At 49.7% G+C, this 16,486-nt stretch carries 16 protein-coding genes; 11 read left to right on the forward strand and 5 right to left on the reverse strand.

Annotated elements, in window-relative coordinates; translation table 11 throughout:
- Positions 1-18 precede the first annotated feature (18 nt).
- From sohB to ACXAGC_RS17730, 4 genes are read left to right on the forward strand one after another with little or no spacing between them, the layout of a single operon-like run.
- Positions 19-1,047, forward strand: coding sequence for a protease SohB (sohB, locus tag ACXAGC_RS17715; protein ID WP_474845983.1), 1,029 nt, complete (start codon positions 19-21; stop codon positions 1,045-1,047).
- A 14-nt stretch (positions 1,048-1,061) separates the two neighbouring features.
- Positions 1,062-1,691, forward strand: coding sequence for a TetR/AcrR family transcriptional regulator (locus ACXAGC_RS17720; RefSeq protein ID WP_474845886.1), 630 nt, complete (start codon positions 1,062-1,064; stop codon positions 1,689-1,691).
- Positions 1,692-1,719: 28 nt separating this feature from the next.
- Positions 1,720-2,481, forward strand: a complete 762-nt coding sequence (locus ACXAGC_RS17725) for a Nif3-like dinuclear metal center hexameric protein (protein ID WP_474845888.1) — start codon at positions 1,720-1,722, stop codon at positions 2,479-2,481.
- A gap of 23 nt (positions 2,482-2,504) precedes the next feature.
- Positions 2,505-3,260 carry a methyltransferase domain-containing protein gene (locus tag ACXAGC_RS17730; RefSeq protein WP_474845890.1) on the forward strand — a complete coding sequence of 252 codons (756 nt, stop codon included), beginning with the start codon at positions 2,505-2,507 and terminating at the stop codon, positions 3,258-3,260.
- Here the strand turns inward: ACXAGC_RS17730 and ACXAGC_RS17735 are convergent.
- Together ACXAGC_RS17735 and ACXAGC_RS17740 are read right to left on the reverse strand one after the other, a co-directional pair.
- On the reverse strand, positions 3,244-4,251 hold the full coding sequence (locus ACXAGC_RS17735) for a 2-hydroxyacid dehydrogenase (protein WP_474845892.1): 1,008 nt from the start codon (positions 4,249-4,251) through the stop codon (positions 3,244-3,246). The two genes, ACXAGC_RS17730 and ACXAGC_RS17735, sit on opposite strands and share 17 nt — an antisense overlap.
- 16 nt (positions 4,252-4,267) lie before the next feature.
- Positions 4,268-4,753 carry a glutathione peroxidase gene (locus ACXAGC_RS17740; protein ID WP_474845894.1) on the reverse strand — a complete coding sequence of 162 codons (486 nt, stop codon included), beginning with the start codon at positions 4,751-4,753 and terminating at the stop codon, positions 4,268-4,270.
- Between the two features lie 144 nt (positions 4,754-4,897).
- Here ACXAGC_RS17740 and ACXAGC_RS17745 point away from each other — a divergent pair, with 144 nt between their 5' ends.
- Complete coding sequence (locus tag ACXAGC_RS17745; protein ID WP_474845896.1) at positions 4,898-5,758, forward strand: NAD(P)-dependent oxidoreductase; 861 nt, start codon at positions 4,898-4,900, stop codon at positions 5,756-5,758.
- Between the two features lie 3 nt (positions 5,759-5,761).
- Here the strand turns inward: ACXAGC_RS17745 and ACXAGC_RS17750 are convergent, their stop codons facing one another.
- A complete protein-coding gene (locus tag ACXAGC_RS17750) occupies positions 5,762-7,420 on the reverse strand; it encodes a response regulator (protein ID WP_474845898.1) in 1,659 nt (552 codons plus the stop codon).
- Between the two features lie 272 nt (positions 7,421-7,692).
- Here ACXAGC_RS17750 and ACXAGC_RS17755 point away from each other — a divergent pair, with 272 nt between their 5' ends.
- The 5 genes from ACXAGC_RS17755 (at position 7,693) to ACXAGC_RS17775 (ending at position 13,410) form a co-directional block, all read left to right on the forward strand.
- Positions 7,693-9,183, forward strand: a complete 1,491-nt coding sequence (locus ACXAGC_RS17755; protein WP_474845900.1) for a CoA-acylating methylmalonate-semialdehyde dehydrogenase — start codon at positions 7,693-7,695, stop codon at positions 9,181-9,183.
- 11 nt (positions 9,184-9,194) lie between these two features.
- Positions 9,195-10,349: an acyl-CoA dehydrogenase family protein gene (locus ACXAGC_RS17760; RefSeq protein ID WP_474845902.1), complete on the forward strand. Its 1,155-nt coding sequence runs from the start codon at positions 9,195-9,197 to the stop codon at positions 10,347-10,349.
- Between the two features lie 40 nt (positions 10,350-10,389).
- Positions 10,390-11,535: an enoyl-CoA hydratase/isomerase family protein gene (locus tag ACXAGC_RS17765; RefSeq protein WP_474845904.1), complete on the forward strand. Its 1,146-nt coding sequence runs from the start codon at positions 10,390-10,392 to the stop codon at positions 11,533-11,535.
- Positions 11,532-12,425 carry a 3-hydroxyisobutyrate dehydrogenase gene (gene mmsB, locus ACXAGC_RS17770; RefSeq protein WP_474845906.1) on the forward strand — a complete coding sequence of 298 codons (894 nt, stop codon included), beginning with the start codon at positions 11,532-11,534 and terminating at the stop codon, positions 12,423-12,425. Before ACXAGC_RS17765 ends, mmsB begins: the two co-directional genes overlap by 4 nt.
- A 157-nt stretch (positions 12,426-12,582) precedes the next feature.
- The gene (locus ACXAGC_RS17775; protein WP_474845908.1) at positions 12,583-13,410 is read left to right on the forward strand and encodes a putative RNA methyltransferase; all 828 of its coding nucleotides are present in this window, start codon (positions 12,583-12,585) and stop codon (positions 13,408-13,410) included.
- A 92-nt stretch (positions 13,411-13,502) separates the two neighbouring features.
- Here ACXAGC_RS17775 and ACXAGC_RS17780 read toward each other — a convergent pair whose 3' ends face one another.
- Together ACXAGC_RS17780 and ACXAGC_RS17785 are read right to left on the reverse strand one after the other, a co-directional pair.
- The gene (locus tag ACXAGC_RS17780; RefSeq protein WP_474845910.1) at positions 13,503-15,020 is read right to left on the reverse strand and encodes a DUF3413 domain-containing protein; all 1,518 of its coding nucleotides are present in this window, start codon (positions 15,018-15,020) and stop codon (positions 13,503-13,505) included.
- Between the two features lie 12 nt (positions 15,021-15,032).
- The gene (locus tag ACXAGC_RS17785) at positions 15,033-15,245 is read right to left on the reverse strand and encodes a YejL family protein (protein WP_303574171.1); all 213 of its coding nucleotides are present in this window, start codon (positions 15,243-15,245) and stop codon (positions 15,033-15,035) included.
- A 152-nt stretch (positions 15,246-15,397) separates the two neighbouring features.
- Here ACXAGC_RS17785 and yejK point away from each other — a divergent pair, with 152 nt between their 5' ends.
- Positions 15,398-16,453: a nucleoid-associated protein YejK gene (gene yejK / locus ACXAGC_RS17790; protein WP_119501292.1), complete on the forward strand. Its 1,056-nt coding sequence runs from the start codon at positions 15,398-15,400 to the stop codon at positions 16,451-16,453.
- Positions 16,454-16,486 lie beyond the last annotated feature (33 nt).

The raw sequence follows: 16,486 nt of genomic DNA on the forward strand, positions 1-16,486 counted from the left end.
AATAATCAGGAGAACATGTTGGAGTTTTTGTACGAATACGGATTATTTCTGGCTAAAGCCGTGACGCTGGTAGTAGCCATAGTGGTAGTACTTATTGCTATCGTCGCCAGTGCCAGCCGGCAGAAGCCCGGAAAAGGGCACCTTGAAATCGTGTCTCTGACAGAGCAACTGAACGATATTAAACATTACGCCCGTTCTGTTCTGCTGGATAAAGCCGCTATGAAAAAGCTGGCGAAAGAACAGAAAAAAGAAAGTAAGCAGAGTAAATCTGAGAAAGATAAAAAAGAGGGAGAAGAGGCTTCACGTCTTTTTGTTATCGATTTTACCGGTTCCATGGATGCCCACGAAGTTGAGCGTCTTCGTGAGGAAGTGACTGCTGTACTGTGTGTGGCACAAAAGCATGATGAAGTGCTGGTCAGGCTGGAAAGTGGCGGTGGCGTTGTTCATGGCTATGGTCTGGCAGCGTCACAATTGCAGCGTATTAAAGAGAAAGGCATTAAGCTGACGGTAGCAGTCGATAAAGTAGCGGCCAGCGGTGGCTACATGATGGCCTGTGTGGCAGATACGTTACTCTCAGCCCGGTTCGCTTATATCGGATCAATTGGCGTGCTGGCGCAAATCCCTAATGTGAACAAACTGCTCAAAAAACATGATATTGAATTCGAGCAGCACACTGCCGGTGATTACAAACGTACGTTAACGGTGTTTGGCGAAAACACTGAAGAAGGCCGTGAGAAATTCAGAAAAGATCTGGAAAACATCCATGTTCAGTTTAAAGACTGGGTGAAGTCTCAGCGTGAAACACTGGATATTGAAAAAGTGGCTACCGGTGAAGTATGGCTGGGCAGTGAAGCGAAAGAGATGGGACTGGTGGATGACATCATGACGTCTGATGACTATATTCTTTCTCACCATCCGGCCCGTGAAATCTTTGCAGTGAAATATGCGACAAAGAAAAGCATGGCAGAGAAATTAGGGATCTCGGTATCTGCTGCGGCGGAAAGCACTGTGATGCGCCTGTTGTCCAAATCCCGCCACTGGTTCTGATCTGCTGATTTCACATGGCGAAAGACACTAAAAAACGTATTCTGGATGCAGCTGAAACCCTGTTTGCTGAACAGGGTTATGCACAAACTTCCATGCGTGCAATTACCGCCCGCGCAGATGTGAATCTGGCGTCGGTAAATTATCATTTTGGCAGTAAAAAAAATCTGATTCAGGCAGTGCTGAAGCGCTACTTTGATGTATTGATGCCACAAATTGATGATGTCCTGAGCAGCACCGGCACAGAGACCGGTGCGGACGGTGTGGAAAGTCTTTTGCTTTCCCTGGTTCCACCCATGATGACCTTGTCGGACATCCACCCTGAAGGTACTGCACTGTTTGTCCAGCTTCTGGGCAGGGGCTACAACGAAACTCAGGGACATCTTCGCCGTTTCATCATGCATGACTACGGCAGTACGGTAGCTAAACTGATGATGGCCTTACATGCCTGTTTACCCCACGTAGAAGATGATGAACTATTCTGGCGTTTGCATTTCGCCATCGGCAGCTTTGTTTTTTCCATGGCATCCAGCCGGGCACTGACAGAAATCGCGGAAGCAGATTTTAACCAGAAAGTGGATATTAAAGCCGTGATCCTTCATCTTGTTCCCTTCGTTTCACAAGGTATCGCCGGCCGTCAGGCCTGAGTTACACCGCTTATTTCAGGAGAATGATATGGCAATCAGCAGACATGAGCTGGTCTGTGCGCTGGACACGTTATTACGTCCTCAGGATGTTCAGGACTATTGTCCTAACGGCTTGCAGGTAGAGGGTTCTGACCGGATCCGTAAAGTCATTACCGGTGTAACTGCCTCACAGGCACTGATTGATGAAGCTGTCCGGCGGGAAGCAGACGCTATTCTTGTGCATCACGGTTATTTCTGGAAAGGGGAAGACCCCGTAATCACCGGCATGAAGGGAAAGCGTATCCGTACATTGCTCGCCAACAACATCAATCTTATCGCCTATCATCTGCCGGTAGATATTCACGCCAGTTACGGCAATAACGCACAACTTGGCAGTGTAATGGAACTCAGCAATCTGGCTCCTGCGAAAGGCGTGAAGCCTGAGGGGATCATTTATACCGGTGAAAGCAGCGAACCTGTTCTGGCTTCAGAATTTAAAGGCCGTCTTGAAAATAAACTCGGCAGATCTGTACTGCATGAAGGAGACGCCGGTGACCGGCTGGAAACCTTCGCATGGTGTACGGGCGGTGGTCAGGGATACATCGAAAAGGCGGTTGCAATGGGCGCAGATGCGTTTATTACCGGTGAGGTCTCTGAACAGACCATACATGTTGCCCGTGAACTCGGCATTCACTTTTTTGCTGCCGGTCATCATGCTACAGAGCGCTACGGTATTAAAGCGGTGGGAGAGTGGTTGTCTTCCTCTTTCGACATCACTGTTGATTTCATCGATATTGACAACCCTGCCTGATCCCCGGCGCAAAGAAACGACTTATGAAATCCACCGACCAGTATTTTGATGGTATCGCAGATAAATTTGCGAGTAACATTTACGGCACGACCAAGGGCCGTCTGCGGCATCTTTTGTTACTTGATATCCTTAAACCTCTCCTCGAGAAGATGCCGGTCAGCAAGGTAATTGATCTGGGCGGCGGGACGGGCATCATGACCCGTGAAGTTGCACAGATGGGTCATGATGTCACGTTGGTGGATGCGTCTGCAGATGTACTTGTGCTGGCTCAGGAATATCTGGCCAGTGTGGAAAATGTGACGTTCAGAAAAGGCACTATTCAGTCTGAAACCGATCTCCAGCGCTATGATGTTGTTATCTGTCACGCTGTTCTTGAATGGCTCGCCAGTCCGCTAGAAACCCTTTCGGAAATCTGTCTTAACATGCGCCCGGGGGCGCTGCTGAGTCTGACCTTTTTTAACCGCGATGCGGCGTTATTTGGTAATGCTGTATATGGAAATTTTGATTACATTGCCAAAGGCATGAAAGTCAAAAATCAGGTCAGACTGAATCCGCAGAATCCGCTTGTCCCTGCAGACGTAATCCGCTGTGTTGAAGAAGCCGGCATGGAAGTAAAGTCGTTAAGCGGCATCCGCTGTTTTCATGACTACATGAGAGAGAGACATCTCAGCGACAGTCAGTTTGAAGAGCTTGTTGCACTGGAAAGACAATATATGAATACCGAGCCGTTTTGCCGGCTCGGCAAGTACATGCATTTGATGATCAGCAAGCCGGCTTAACCAGAAAGGTTGTGGTATCCATGGTGCCGTTTGCACAGGCTGCCACATTGCTCAGCGTGGTTTGTGCAATCTGTCCCAGTGCTTCCTGAGTAAAAAAGCCCTGATGGCCGGTGATCAGAACGTTGTGAAACGTGGATAAACGCTCAAATACATCGTCCTGGATGATTTCGCAGGAATGATCTTTGAAGAACAGCTCAGATTCCATTTCATAGACATCAAGTCCCAGATAACCAATCTTATGCGATTTTAACCCGTTAATTAACGCCTGCGTATCGGCCAGACCACCCCTTGAGGTGTTGATCAGCATCACACCATCACGCATTTTACTGATGCTTTCTTCATTGATCATATGATAACTGTGCTGGTTCAGAGGACAATGCAAACTGATGATATGAGCGCGGGACAAGAGTTCATCCAGGGAGACAAATCGTGCCCCGGCATCCTGTAACTGACGGTCAGGAGCGGGGTCGTAGCACAATACTTCACAGCCGAAACCCAATAAGATTCGTGCAGTAGCACGGCCTATATGACCGGTGCCGATAATGCCTGTGGTTTTTCCGGCCATGTTGAAGCCCAGCAACCCGTTTAAGTCAAAATTACCTTCTTTGACCCGGTTGTACGCTTTGTGCATGCGCCGGTTTAATGTCAGCATCAGCGCTACTGCATGTTCAGCAACCGCTTCAGGCGCGTAAGCCGGCACGTGCGACACCGCGAGCCCTAAACGTTTTGCCGCCTCCAAATCCACATTGTTATATCCCGCACAGCGCAGAGCAATATGACTCACGCCTGACGCTTTTAATTTCTCCAATACAACGGCATTTACCGTGTCATTCACAAATACGCAAACAGCGTCGAGACCGTCGCACAGCGGCACGGTGTTCTCATCCAGACGGGCAGGGAAACAGTGCAGATGGACATCCCCGCCGGCCTGTTTGCTGATTGATGCTTCATCGTAGGGCTGGCAACTGAATATACCCATTTGTATGGTCATGAATATTATGCTCCATCTATTCCCGTATGATCGGGTCAATAATTTTTTGCAGTTCGTCGGGTTTGGTTACCGGCGCATAGCGTCCACGAACCTTACCGTCACGATCAACTACGAACTTGGTAAAATTCCATTTAATTGCCTTTGAGCCAAGCACACCCCTGGCTTCATTTTTCAGATAAGTAAACAAAGGATCTTCGTCCGGTCCGTTCACGTCTATCTTCGCCGAGATGGGAAAGGATACACCGTAGTTGAGTTCGCAAAACTGTTTAATATCGTCATCACTGCCGGGTTCCTGGCTACCGAACTGATTACAGGGAAAACCGATAATCATTAAATCGTGAGGTTCATACCTGAGAAAGAGCTTTTCGAGACCTTCATACTGAGGCGTAAATCCGCACCGGCTTGCCGTGTTAACAAAGACAATGACAAACCCTTTCAATTTACTGAGCGCCAGCGTTTCGCCGGTGTTTAATGTGACGGTATAATCATAAATTGAAGACATAGAGTTAATCCTTTACGGCAAGTGAAACGCGGTCAAAAGCTACTTTTAGCATGAAATTTGTTATTATTCAGCCGGTTTCGGTACAGTCGGTTTCTTTAACCGGCTTGTTATCACTTTTGCAGCCACACGGAGAATAGGTAACCGGTGAAAAAATTAACGTTTCTTGGACTTGGTGTCATGGGCTACCCCATGGCAGGGCATCTGCAAAAAGCAGGATTTGACGTAACAGTTTACAACCGCACTACTGCTAAGGCAGAGGCCTGGGTGAAAGAGTATGGCGGGTCTTTTGAGCCTGCTGTAGCGGCTGCAGTTCGTGGTGCTGAAATCGTATTTATGTGCGTCGGTAATGACAATGACGTTATGGACGTGGCCGGTCAGGCAACAGAGGCGATGGATGCCGGTGCCATTCTGGTAGACCATACAACGGCGTCAGCAGATGTGGCGCGCACCTTGTGGGAAACCTGCAAAGCGAAACAACTGGGTTTTCTTGATGCCCCGGTATCCGGTGGTCAGGCCGGCGCTGAAAACGGCCAGCTTACTATTATGACCGGCGGCGATGAAGCTGTGTTTGATGTGGTAAAGCCTGTCATGGATAACTACGCAAGACACAGCCAGTTACTGGGAAAGGCTGGTAGCGGACAGCTGGCCAAAATGATGAATCAGATTTGTATTGCCGGCATTGTTCAGGGGCTGGCTGAGGCGCTGCACTTTGGTCAGCAGGCAGGGCTCGATTGTGCAGCCGTGGTTGACGTTATTTCAAAAGGTGCAGCACAGTCATGGCAAATGGAAAATCGTGCAGCGACCATGCTGGATGGCAAATATGACTATGGTTTCGCCGTAGACTGGATGCGTAAAGATCTCGCCATTGCACTGGATGAGGCGCGCAGGAACGGTTCTACGCTGGCACTGACTGCGCTGGTCGATCAATATTACGCTGATGTACAAAAATCCGGTGGTGGTCGCTGGGATACTTCCAGCCTGCTGACCCGTTTAGCCGCTAAATAACGGCTAGCCGGCAGAGGCTTGTGTGTCGTCTGCCGGTGTTACCGGTGTCGCTGTCAGAAAGTAAGCTGCGTCAGCTTCGGCAACTTTTCTCAACCTGAGCAAGCGTTGTCTGTTGGCATTATTCAGCGCACCGGTATCAATTTTGTCCAGTAATGTGGCGACGGTGTAATTACGGTAACTGTGGTGACGGGATTCCAGCATACATTGCAGCAGGTTGAGTCCGAATGCCTGCGTTGAAGGCATCATCTGAAAGGCCTGATAGAAGTAATACATTGCACGGACATAATCTTTACCAATAAACATCCGCATGCCCGTTTCATTCAGCTCCAGCGCTCTTTCACTGGCCAGCCCCATACTTTTTTCAGCCCGGGTCAGTACGCTTTCGTTTAATGTCTGCGCAGATAAATCATCGTCCAGATGATTTCTCTCATGTGCCATAGCCAGTAAGTCTTTGGCTTTCTCTGTATTGCCTAGCGCATTATTGATTTTGGCGGCCACGATGAGGGTGGCGGGATCAGTGCGTACAAACATGTCCATGTGTTCGTGGGTCAAGTATTGCTGCGCTTTTTCCGGGTCATTTTCAAGCACCGCAGCGAAGGCAAGAAGATAGTCTTTCTTCTGAAGTTGTTGCTGGTCGTTCTGATTACGTCCTGCAATCCCTACCAGCCGGCGGGCCTGAGTCAGGCTTTCGTCCCGGTTAGATTTTGGCTGCTCTTCCGCGATAGAAAGATAAAATTCAGCCAGTTCAAAGGTAAATTCGTTAAACCTGTCCCGGGTACTGCGGTTGTAATCACGTTTCTTCTGCAGCAGTTCGATCCCTTCCAGTACTTTGTCCTGCTTTTGATAAGTTAACGACTTCAATCGTGTTGCCGGCACACTTAAGTCACTGGTTTTGATGTGGTTCAGATAGAACTCTGCCTGCGACCAGGCCTCCTGTTCAAAACACAGACAGGCGAGCCACTCAAATGCCTTATCCCGTGCCAGTGAATTGGTCATCAGATCGGACAATTCTTCTTTACAGTCTGCCCAGTTACCCGCCAGGTACTCGCATTTTATTTTTCCCCACTGGGCCCAGAGCACACGTTCTGAGCGCGCCAGCACAGACTCGTACAGCGCTTTAGCCGCCAGTAACTGACCATTCTGAAACAGGATCCTGGCGTGAAGTTTCAGCACATCGTTTTTGAGCTTTGCCGGTGTTTTCTGATTATTCAGTTTTGCCACAATTTGCAGAGCGCCGGCGGGATCGTTATTGTCCAGTGCATTAAGTGCCTGTTTGACATAATTCCGGTAACTGAGGTAGTGACTGAGACCACGTGAAAGGGTGGCAATGTTGTAGGGCTTGATAATCAGCAAATCCGGCTGTGCATCGATGATCTGGCCCACCGTTTGTGGCAGCCGGTCTGCCGTAATAAACACGATACCGGTACTGGGCCGGATAAACTGGCTTTGCCGGAGTTGATGTACCCATTCCACACCGTTTTTACCTTGCCCGAGATGAAAGTCCATCAGAATAATTTCGAAGTGTTGCCGGCGCAGGGCTGACTTGAGCTCTGCGCCGTTACTGAAACTGCTAATCTCGAACTCGCCCACAGGCAAAAGGTGGCTTCTTATTGCTGAACGCGCAGTGGCATTGTCTTCGATAATCGCCAGACGGTAAGGCATGAAGGGCACCAGTAATGTAATGAAAGTACGAACTTTGTCATACCGGAATTTAATAAATATATCAGCGCTTTGACGGTTCGTCATCTATACGAAAAGATAATAGTCCCGGGAGCAGGCATATTTGCCGGTATACCGGTAGTCTGGTTTGTCGTCCCGAACACTCCTCATGTCACAATATATTTACAAAATAGTTTTATTTGTTTTACGTTAACGTTTACGTAAACCTGTGTGATTGTTTAAGGTAACAGGGTATTCACTAACAAGAGAACCCTATGCAACAGGTGCCGATGCTGATAAACGGGGAATGGGTTAACGGACAGTCAGAAGACAGGATTGTCGTTACCAACCCCGCCACCAATGAACCCATTGCACAAATTTGCAGTGCATCACAAACCGACATGGATGCAGCCGTTGCCAGTGCTGCAAAGGCTTTTGAAAGCTGGCGTGATGTGCCGGTGACCGAACGGGCCCGCGTGATGATGCGTTACCAGGCGTTACTGAAAGCGCACCATGACGAACTGGCGACATTGCTTGCCAGCGAGACCGGCAAGACCTTCGACGATGCCAAAGGTGATGTGTGGCGCGGTATTGAAGTGGTTGAACAGGCGATGAATGTGCCGTCCTTAATGATGGGCGAAACGGTGGAAAACGTTGCCCGTAACATAGATACCGCCAGCTTTATTCAGCCACTGGGTGTATGCGCCGGCATCACTCCGTTTAATTTTCCGGCCATGATCCCGCTGTGGATGTTTCCGCTGGCCATTGCCTGCGGCAATACCTTTGTACTGAAGCCCTCTGAGCAGGATCCGCTGACGCCTAACCGCCTGGCAGAGTTGTTTATGCAAGCCGGAGCGCCGGCAGGCGTGCTGAACGTGGTGCACGGCGGTAAAGAGCAGGTTGATGTTCTGCTTCATCATGAAGACATTAAGGCTGTGTCGTTTGTTGGGTCTGTTCCCGTTGGTCAGTACATTTACAAAACTGCCACCGCCAACCTCAAACGTGCCCAGTGCTTCGCAGGCGCGAAGAACCATACGGTGATCATGCCCGATGCTAACAAAGAACATGTTCTGAATAACCTGGTGGGTGCATCGGTCGGGGCAGCCGGGCAGCGTTGTATGGCAATTTCTGCTGCGGTGTTTGTGGGTGAGTCTGAAAAGTGGATCCCGGAGCTGGCAAAACGTATCAGTGAAATTAAACCGGGCCTGTGGAATGACCCCGAAGCCGGTTTTGGTCCGCTGATTTCTGCAGCAGCAAAACAACGCGTGTTATCGCTGATAAAAGCCGGTAAAGAAGAGGGCGCAGAATGTCTGGCTGACGGATCTGACTTTACTGTCCCGGGATGTGAAAAGGGTAACTGGGTAGGCCCGGTGGTGTTTGACCGGGTAACGCCGGACATGACTATCAATAAAGAAGAGATTTTCGGCCCCGTCTTGTCCTGCATGCGGGCAGAGTCTCTGGAAGATGCACTGAAGCTGGTAAACAATAATCCTTACGGCAACGGTACCAGCATATTCACTAACAGCGGAGCAGCGGCCAGAAAGTACCAGCGTGAAGTCACTGTAGGCCAGGTGGGAATTAATGTGCCGATCCCTGTGCCGCTGCCATTCTTTTCGTTTACCGGCTGGAAAAATTCGTTTTACGGCGATTTACATGCTTACGGTAAACAGGCAATCCGCTTTTATACCGAAACCAAAACGGTAACCAGTCGCTGGCTGGATGAGGATATTCCGGGTGGTCCGAACCTGACTATTTCGATGGATTAGAGGAGACGACGATGGATTTTTCATTAAATGAAGAGCAACTGGCATTCACGGACACTGCACGTCAGTTTGCTAAGCAGGAATTTGCACCGTTTGCCGCACAGTGGGACAGAGAGCATCACTTTCCGGTTGAGGCCATTAAAAAGGCCGGCGAACTCGGCTTCTGCGGGTTATACACCCCCGAAGACGCAGGCGGTCTGGGCTTATCCAGGCTGGATTCGTCGTTGATTTTTGAGCAACTGGCTATGGGATGCACCACCACTACGGCCATGCTGACAATCCACAATATGGCGACATGGATGATTGCATCCTATGGCACAGAGGAGATAAAAAGCCGCTGGTGCGACTCTCTGGTGAGCGGAGAAAAACTGGCGTCGTATTGCCTTACCGAACCGGGCGCCGGTTCTGATGCGGCTTCACTTAAAACCAAAGCGGAACGCACCCCTGACGGGTATCGCCTGAACGGCGCAAAGCTATTTATTTCCGGCGCCGGCGCAACAGATGTACTGGTGGTCATGGCCCGCACAGGCGGACCGGGTCCGTCGGGTATATCGGCCTTCGTGGTTCCGGCGAACGCTGAAGGAGTGGTATACGGCAAAGCCGAAGAAAAAATGGGCTGGAATGCACAGCCTACCCGCATGATCACATTCGATAATGTGATGGTGGATGAAAGCAGTTTACTGGGCGCAGAAGGTGAAGGGTTTCGTCTGGCGATGCAGGGGCTGGATGGCGGCCGTGTGAACATTGCCACCTGTTCTGTGGGCACGGCGCAACAGGCACTGGAAACCGCGGCAACTTATATTCAGGAGCGTGAGCAGTTCGGTAAGCCGGTGGGGGCATTTCAGGCTATCCAGTTCAAAATGGCCGATATGGCCACAGAGCTCGTGGCAGCCAGGCAACTGGTGAGGCTGGCGGCCTGGAAGCTTGACTGTAATGACAAAGACAAAACCACCTATTGCGCAATGGCCAAACGTTTTGCAACAGACACCGGCTTTATGGTGTGCAACGAGGCGCTGCAGGTACACGGCGGGTATGGCTATATTAAAGAATACCCGCTGGAGCGGCACGTAAGAGATGTGAGAGTGCATCAGATCCTGGAAGGCACCAATGAAATCATGCGTGTGATCATTGGCCGCCGTCTGATGGGTGAAATGAATGACATTCTCTGACACAGTAACGGGCATCATCAGCACTTTCAAAGGATAGATCATGTCTGCAGAACAACGCATTATTATTAATGAACACCGCACCGGTTGTGGCCGGATAGCAGGGCACATTACATTGAATAAGCCGGCGTCGCTGAATGCGCTGGATCTTGATATGGCATCAGCCATGCAGAACCAGCTGAATGTATGGGCACAGCAGGAAGATGTACTGTTTATCATTATTGACGGTGCCGGTGAGAAGGCCTTTTGTGCCGGTGGCGATATTGTTTCCATGTATCATGCAATGAAAGCCGCGCCCGGAACGATCCCGCCGTTTATCCGTGATTTCTTTACCGTGGAATACGAACTCGATTACACCCTGCATACTTATCCCAAACCTGTTGTGGTGTTTGGAGATGGCATTGTGATGGGGGGCGGTATGGGGTTGTTGCAGGGCGCTTCTCACCGGGTGGTGACAGATAAAAGCCGCCTTGCCATGCCTGAAGTGACGATTGGCTTATTCCCTGATGTGGGAGGCAGTTACTTTCTTCCCCGCTTAACCGGACAACTCGGCCTGTTCCTCGGCCTGACCGCAGCGCAGGTAAATGGTGCTGAAGCGGTAAAGTATGGTCTGGCCGACCATTTGTGTGCCCGCAGTGATCTGGCAGATCTTATTACACAATGGAAAAGCACTGAGTGGAAATCAGGCAGCCGTGAGGACGTTGCCGGTATGCTGGCAAAGAGCCTGAATGCCGGTACAGCAGATGCGTCACCTGAAAACAGTCAGCCCGATGACCGGATTGCGCCATGGCTTGAACGTATCAATGCAGCCTGCTCATTTCCGTCAGTTCAGGAAGTTGTTGCTGCCATTACAGCTATCGATGCAGGTGGTGACAAATGGATGTTAAAAGCTCAACAGGCGCTGGCATCCGGCTCATCACTCACGGCTGCGCTGTTTTACCGCCAGTTTCAGAAAGGTAAAACACAGTCTCTGGCAGACAGTTTCAGGATGGAACTGAATATGGCCTGCCATTGTGCACAATACGGTGAATTGCAGGAAGGGATCCGGGCGTTGCTGATAGATAAAGACGGCAAGCCGGACTGGCGGTTTAAATCCGTGGCCGGGATCCCTGATTCAGACATTGATCCGTTCTTCTCATCCCCCTGGCAGTCAGTTCACCCGCTGGCCGGACTGGGAGAATCAATATGAAAAACATTACTTTTATAGGTCTCGGCAATATGGGCTCGCCCATGGCGGCGAACCTGATTAAAGCCGGATATAACGTGACGGTTTTTGATTTGGTAGAAAGTGCCATGGATGCGCTGTGTGACAAAGGAGCCCGTAAAGCGGCAAGTGTGTCTGATGCCGTGTCGCAAGCTGAAGCGGTGATTACCATGTTGCCGGCTGCGGCTCATGTACGCAGCTTATATTGCGGTGAAGCAGGCATACTGGCTTCACTGAACACATCCTGTTTGCTTATCGACAGCAGTACCATTGATGCAGACACTGCCAGAGAAACCGGCCATGCAGCGGAGCAAGCGGGTCATCGCTTTATCGATGCGCCGGTTTCCGGCGGCGTTGCCGGCGCTACAGCCGGTACCCTTACTTTCATTGCGGGAGGCAAAGCAGAAGTGGTGGAGCAGGCATCGTCTCTGCTGAATGTCATGGGGCAAAACCTGTTTCATGCAGGGGATACCGGTGCCGGTCAGGTTGCCAAAATTTGCAATAATATGTTGCTGGCTGTACTGATGGCCGGCACTTCAGAAGCACTGCAACTTGCCATCGATAACGGGCTGGATCCAAAAGTCATGTCTGACATTATGTTACAGAGCTCCGGTTGCAACTGGACCCTGCAGAAATACAATCCGTGTCCCGGGGTGATGGAGTCTGTGCCGTCATCTCATGCTTATCAGGGAGGCTTTATGGTCAAACTGATGAATAAAGATCTTGGCCTGGCGATGGATACCGGCGCTAAAACAGGCAGTTCGCTGCCCATGGGGTCAGCGGCACAACAGCTTTACCGGATGCATCAGCGTCAAGGGAACAGTGAGCTGGATTTCTCCAGTATATTCACGCTTTTCAGTAAAGATACTATCTGATCAAAGTACTACCTTCCTTAAGAAAAGCCGTCTTGTCCCGTTAATGTTATTTCACAGGTAACATTAACGGGCAGGCGGCTTAGTCTTTTTGAACCTTGCAGTTCCTCCTCATTCTGTTACATTCCCTGCGTTTTCACAGGCAGAACAGGTTCAAATCATGTGGCAATGCCCTCTTTGTCAGTCTCCGCTGGTGTGCGGTGACACATGGCGCTGTAACAACAATCATAGTTTTGATGTGTCCAGACGGGGATACGTTAACCTCTTGCCTGTACATAAAAAAAGCAGCAAGGATCCCGGCGACAATAAAGCCATGCTCGGCGCCAGAAAGACCTTCCATCAATACCGCATTTATCAGCCGTTGATGGACAAGATGGCTGACGTGATAATAAAAAGCGATGTGATGTCTGCGTCAGGAGCCGTTGTACTTTATGATGCAGGGTGCGGTGAAGGCACGTATTTACATGTGATTAGATCTGCGCTGGAAGCGGCCGGAAAGTCTGTGGTGGCCAGTGGCAGTGACATTTCCAAAAGCGCAGTGGATTTAGCAGCCAGACAGCACAGGGATGCACAGTTTGTTGTGGCCAGCAGTTTTGATTTACCGGTTCAGGACAGCCAAATCGACCTGATGCTTCAGGTTTTTGCCCCTGGCAGTGACGACGGGTTTGCCCGCGTTCTCAAACCTCAGGGTTTATTACTTCACGTTTCCCCTGGCCCGGCGCATTTAATGGCATTGAAAAAAGCCGCTTATAAAACCCCCCGTGAACATGAAATGCCAGCAGATGAGAGACCAGGCTTCACTCTGCTGAGCCGGCAGCGGGTTCACTGGCAGACCACTCTTGAAAATGATTCGCAACGGAAGGCGCTGCTTCAGATGACACCGTTTGCCTGGCGTCTGGATGAAAGTACTCAGGCTTCGTTGTGCCGGTCACTGACAGAGGTTGAAGCGGATTTTTATGTTTCCTTATGGCAGGCGAAGCAAAAATAGAAAGCGAAATAAAAACGCTGCCGGAGAAGGCAGCGTTTCTGAATTTCCCATTCCCATCATTCAGGAAAGGTGAAATTAATACCGTAACGACTCTACCGTGAAAAATGGGTCAGGTGCTTGATGGCTCGGCTGAGTAAATCCACATTTAACGGGTCGTTGCTTCGCTCACGGCTGTCAATATCCGATATTTCAAAGCTGCCGTTACTCAGCACTTCAATCATTTGCTGATTATGCAGCACCACCACTTTTTCACCGGAAGTACTCACCAGCCAGTTACGTTGTGGTTGCAACAAATTTTGTCCGGTGGAGTAGAACTGGACCGGCGCTGCGCAGCCTAATGCATTCAATACTGTAGGCGCTAAATCTTCGGTGCTGGCAATACTGCCTTTCACATCCAGCGTCGTAAGCAGTTTTCCACGGCGGGTACCGCCATCTTCAGAGAAGCCGGTGGCAATGATCACATCACTTTGCGCAAACACATCGTCGCTCAGCATATCTGCAATTTTGTCACCCGACAGGAAGGCAATGTGCAATCCGGCATGATTATTACTGACAGGCTGTCGGTAACCGTCAAGCATACTGGCAGGCAGTGCTTCGTCGACGTGAATAGACACAGGCATGCCCAGACCCACGGGTAAGGCCAGCAGAACCGGTCTTTTCTGTTCCAGTGTATCGCGGTAAATTTCCGGCACACCGAACAGGGTAGTCAGGATCAAGCCGTCCAGTGACGAAGCTGTAGAGAAATAGTTGTTCATTTCTCTGAGATCAAACTGTGGCATGTCCGGCAACGGTGTATCGTCTGTTTGCACGACCAGCGCCAGGGTACGGTCAGCTTCAATATTGCAGTAAACCGGTTCCGTGGGGTAGGTCACCTGATGGATTTGCGGATCAAACTGCAGCTGTTTGCGTTCCTTGTAGCGTTCCAGATCCAGCAGGCCATAGCGGGACATGGTGGTTTTTGCCGTAGCCGGATAGGACAACGGAAACATATTGTCCTGCTTCACGATAGGCTGATATAACTCTGCATCAGCCCACACGTGAATCGCATGGCTGGCGACAAAACAGGTAAGGAAAAAGCCGGTTACCGGCGTACCGATTTTGTGATGCTGTAATCGCTCCACACGTTTCCATAACGCATTGGCCAGCACAAGCTGAAAACCGAGCCAGACCACAAACAGCAGTAATAAGTACATCCACTGTTGTAAACCAAACTGACTGATTTGATTTTGTGCTTCGTTGCGCAGTAGATCGGCAGAACTGAAGCTTAAATGAAAGCCGGTGCGGTTGAACAGCAGGGCGTCAAACGCCATCAATGCCAGCCCGGTTGCCGCGATGGCGGATGCCGCAAACTTGATAATTCTCGGATTCGTCGCCAGGTAGCACAACGGCAGAATGAATATAACAAAACCGGAAAAGGTCATAAAACCAATATGACCGAACCAGTTAAATACCAGATACAAGGCACCTAAGGCCGTATCCGGTGAAGGAGAGGAAAATATAAATACTGAGGCGATGATCATGGCGATGGCTATATTAGCCAGCGCGAACCAGTGGCCCCAGTTTACCAGGCGTGTGACCCGCTGACGGCGAGGTGACTCCGCTAAAATCATTATTCAGCCCTGTTAGTTAACACTTTTCTGTAATACCGAAGCGAATTGTTCCGCCATGGCTTTGCGGTTAGCAGCGGGAACCTGTGTATTAAGAATGTGCGTGATGACATTACCCAATACCATGAGCTGTAAATCACGACTGGCCTCATTTTCCTCGAGTGTGAGGATGACTTTATTCATTAGCGCTTCAAAATCCGAATCGGAATAACGGCTTTGCTGGGGCATTGTGACGCCTCTTTTACTGTTTTCTTTACTAAAAAAGAATGGAATTTAATTTTAAATGATTATAATCGTTGTCTGAGTGATAACAATCATTCATTCGTAAATCCCGCGAATTCCACTGTAAATTCTCAACTAAACAGGATCCCAGATAGTCTATGAGTGCACTGATTCATCATTTTGTTGTTCACCGGTTAGTCGTCAGCGGCGAAGACAAGCTGTCCATCATTCCACGGGACAAGTGTCTTGCGGTGACGCCGGAAATCGAATCACTGGCTCATCAGATCAATCACAGCTTTAACAGCAAGCCCGGAAAAGGTGTGGGCCATTTCACTGAAGAAGCTGCAGGCGGTGAAGATACCATTCCTTTTAAAACGTCACTGGCAGAATTCATGCACGCGCAAAAAGAGCGCGTGGACAACCTGGAAGATATCTTCCATGCCTTTACGCTGACTTCCGGTGACAAGCTGATTAAAGCCCTGACCGATACCGGTACAGTGCAAACAGGCTTTCTGATTTTCTGTCAGTATGAGTTTCTGGCAACACAGTATCTGATGATCACGTTACTGAATACCCGTTCCCACGTGGAAATCAATCAGGCACTGGAGCTGAATGCCCGCGAGCACCTTGATTTGGCGAAGATGCAACTGGCAGTACGCATTGACCTTACTCAACTTGAGATCCAGCCGGAGCAAAAACGCTACGTAAGCTTTATTAAAGGACTCATGGGCCGCAAGGTGTCTGATTTCTTCATGGATTTTATTGGTTGCGAAGAGCTGGTGGACATTAAGCAGCAGAACAAACAACTGATTTCTTCGGTAGATGCTTATCTGGCCAGTGAGAATCTTGACCGTGAAGAGCAGCAACAGCACCGTGATGAAGTGAAGTCTTATTTCAAAGAAAAGATAGACAGTGGTGAAAGTCTGTCGATCAAAGAGTTATCCGGACGGTTATCGCCGGACAGTGACAGCGAACACAGTTTTGAGGCGTTCACGCAAACGCTTGAGGCACCGCTGGAAGAGAATATTCAACCTGATCCTGCTGCGCTGCGTCAGCTGGCTAAATTTACCGGACAGGGCGGCGGTATTTCCCTGAGCTTTGAACGTAAACTACTGGGTGACAAAATCATCTACGACCCGGTGTCAGACACACTGACCATTAAAGGTATTCCGCCAAATTTAAAAGACCAGTTGACCAGACAGTCAAAAAATTAGGTACAATAGCCGTTATTCACCCGTAACAGTAAC

This window comes from Alteromonas sp. AWJ4_197, assembly GCF_056160285.1.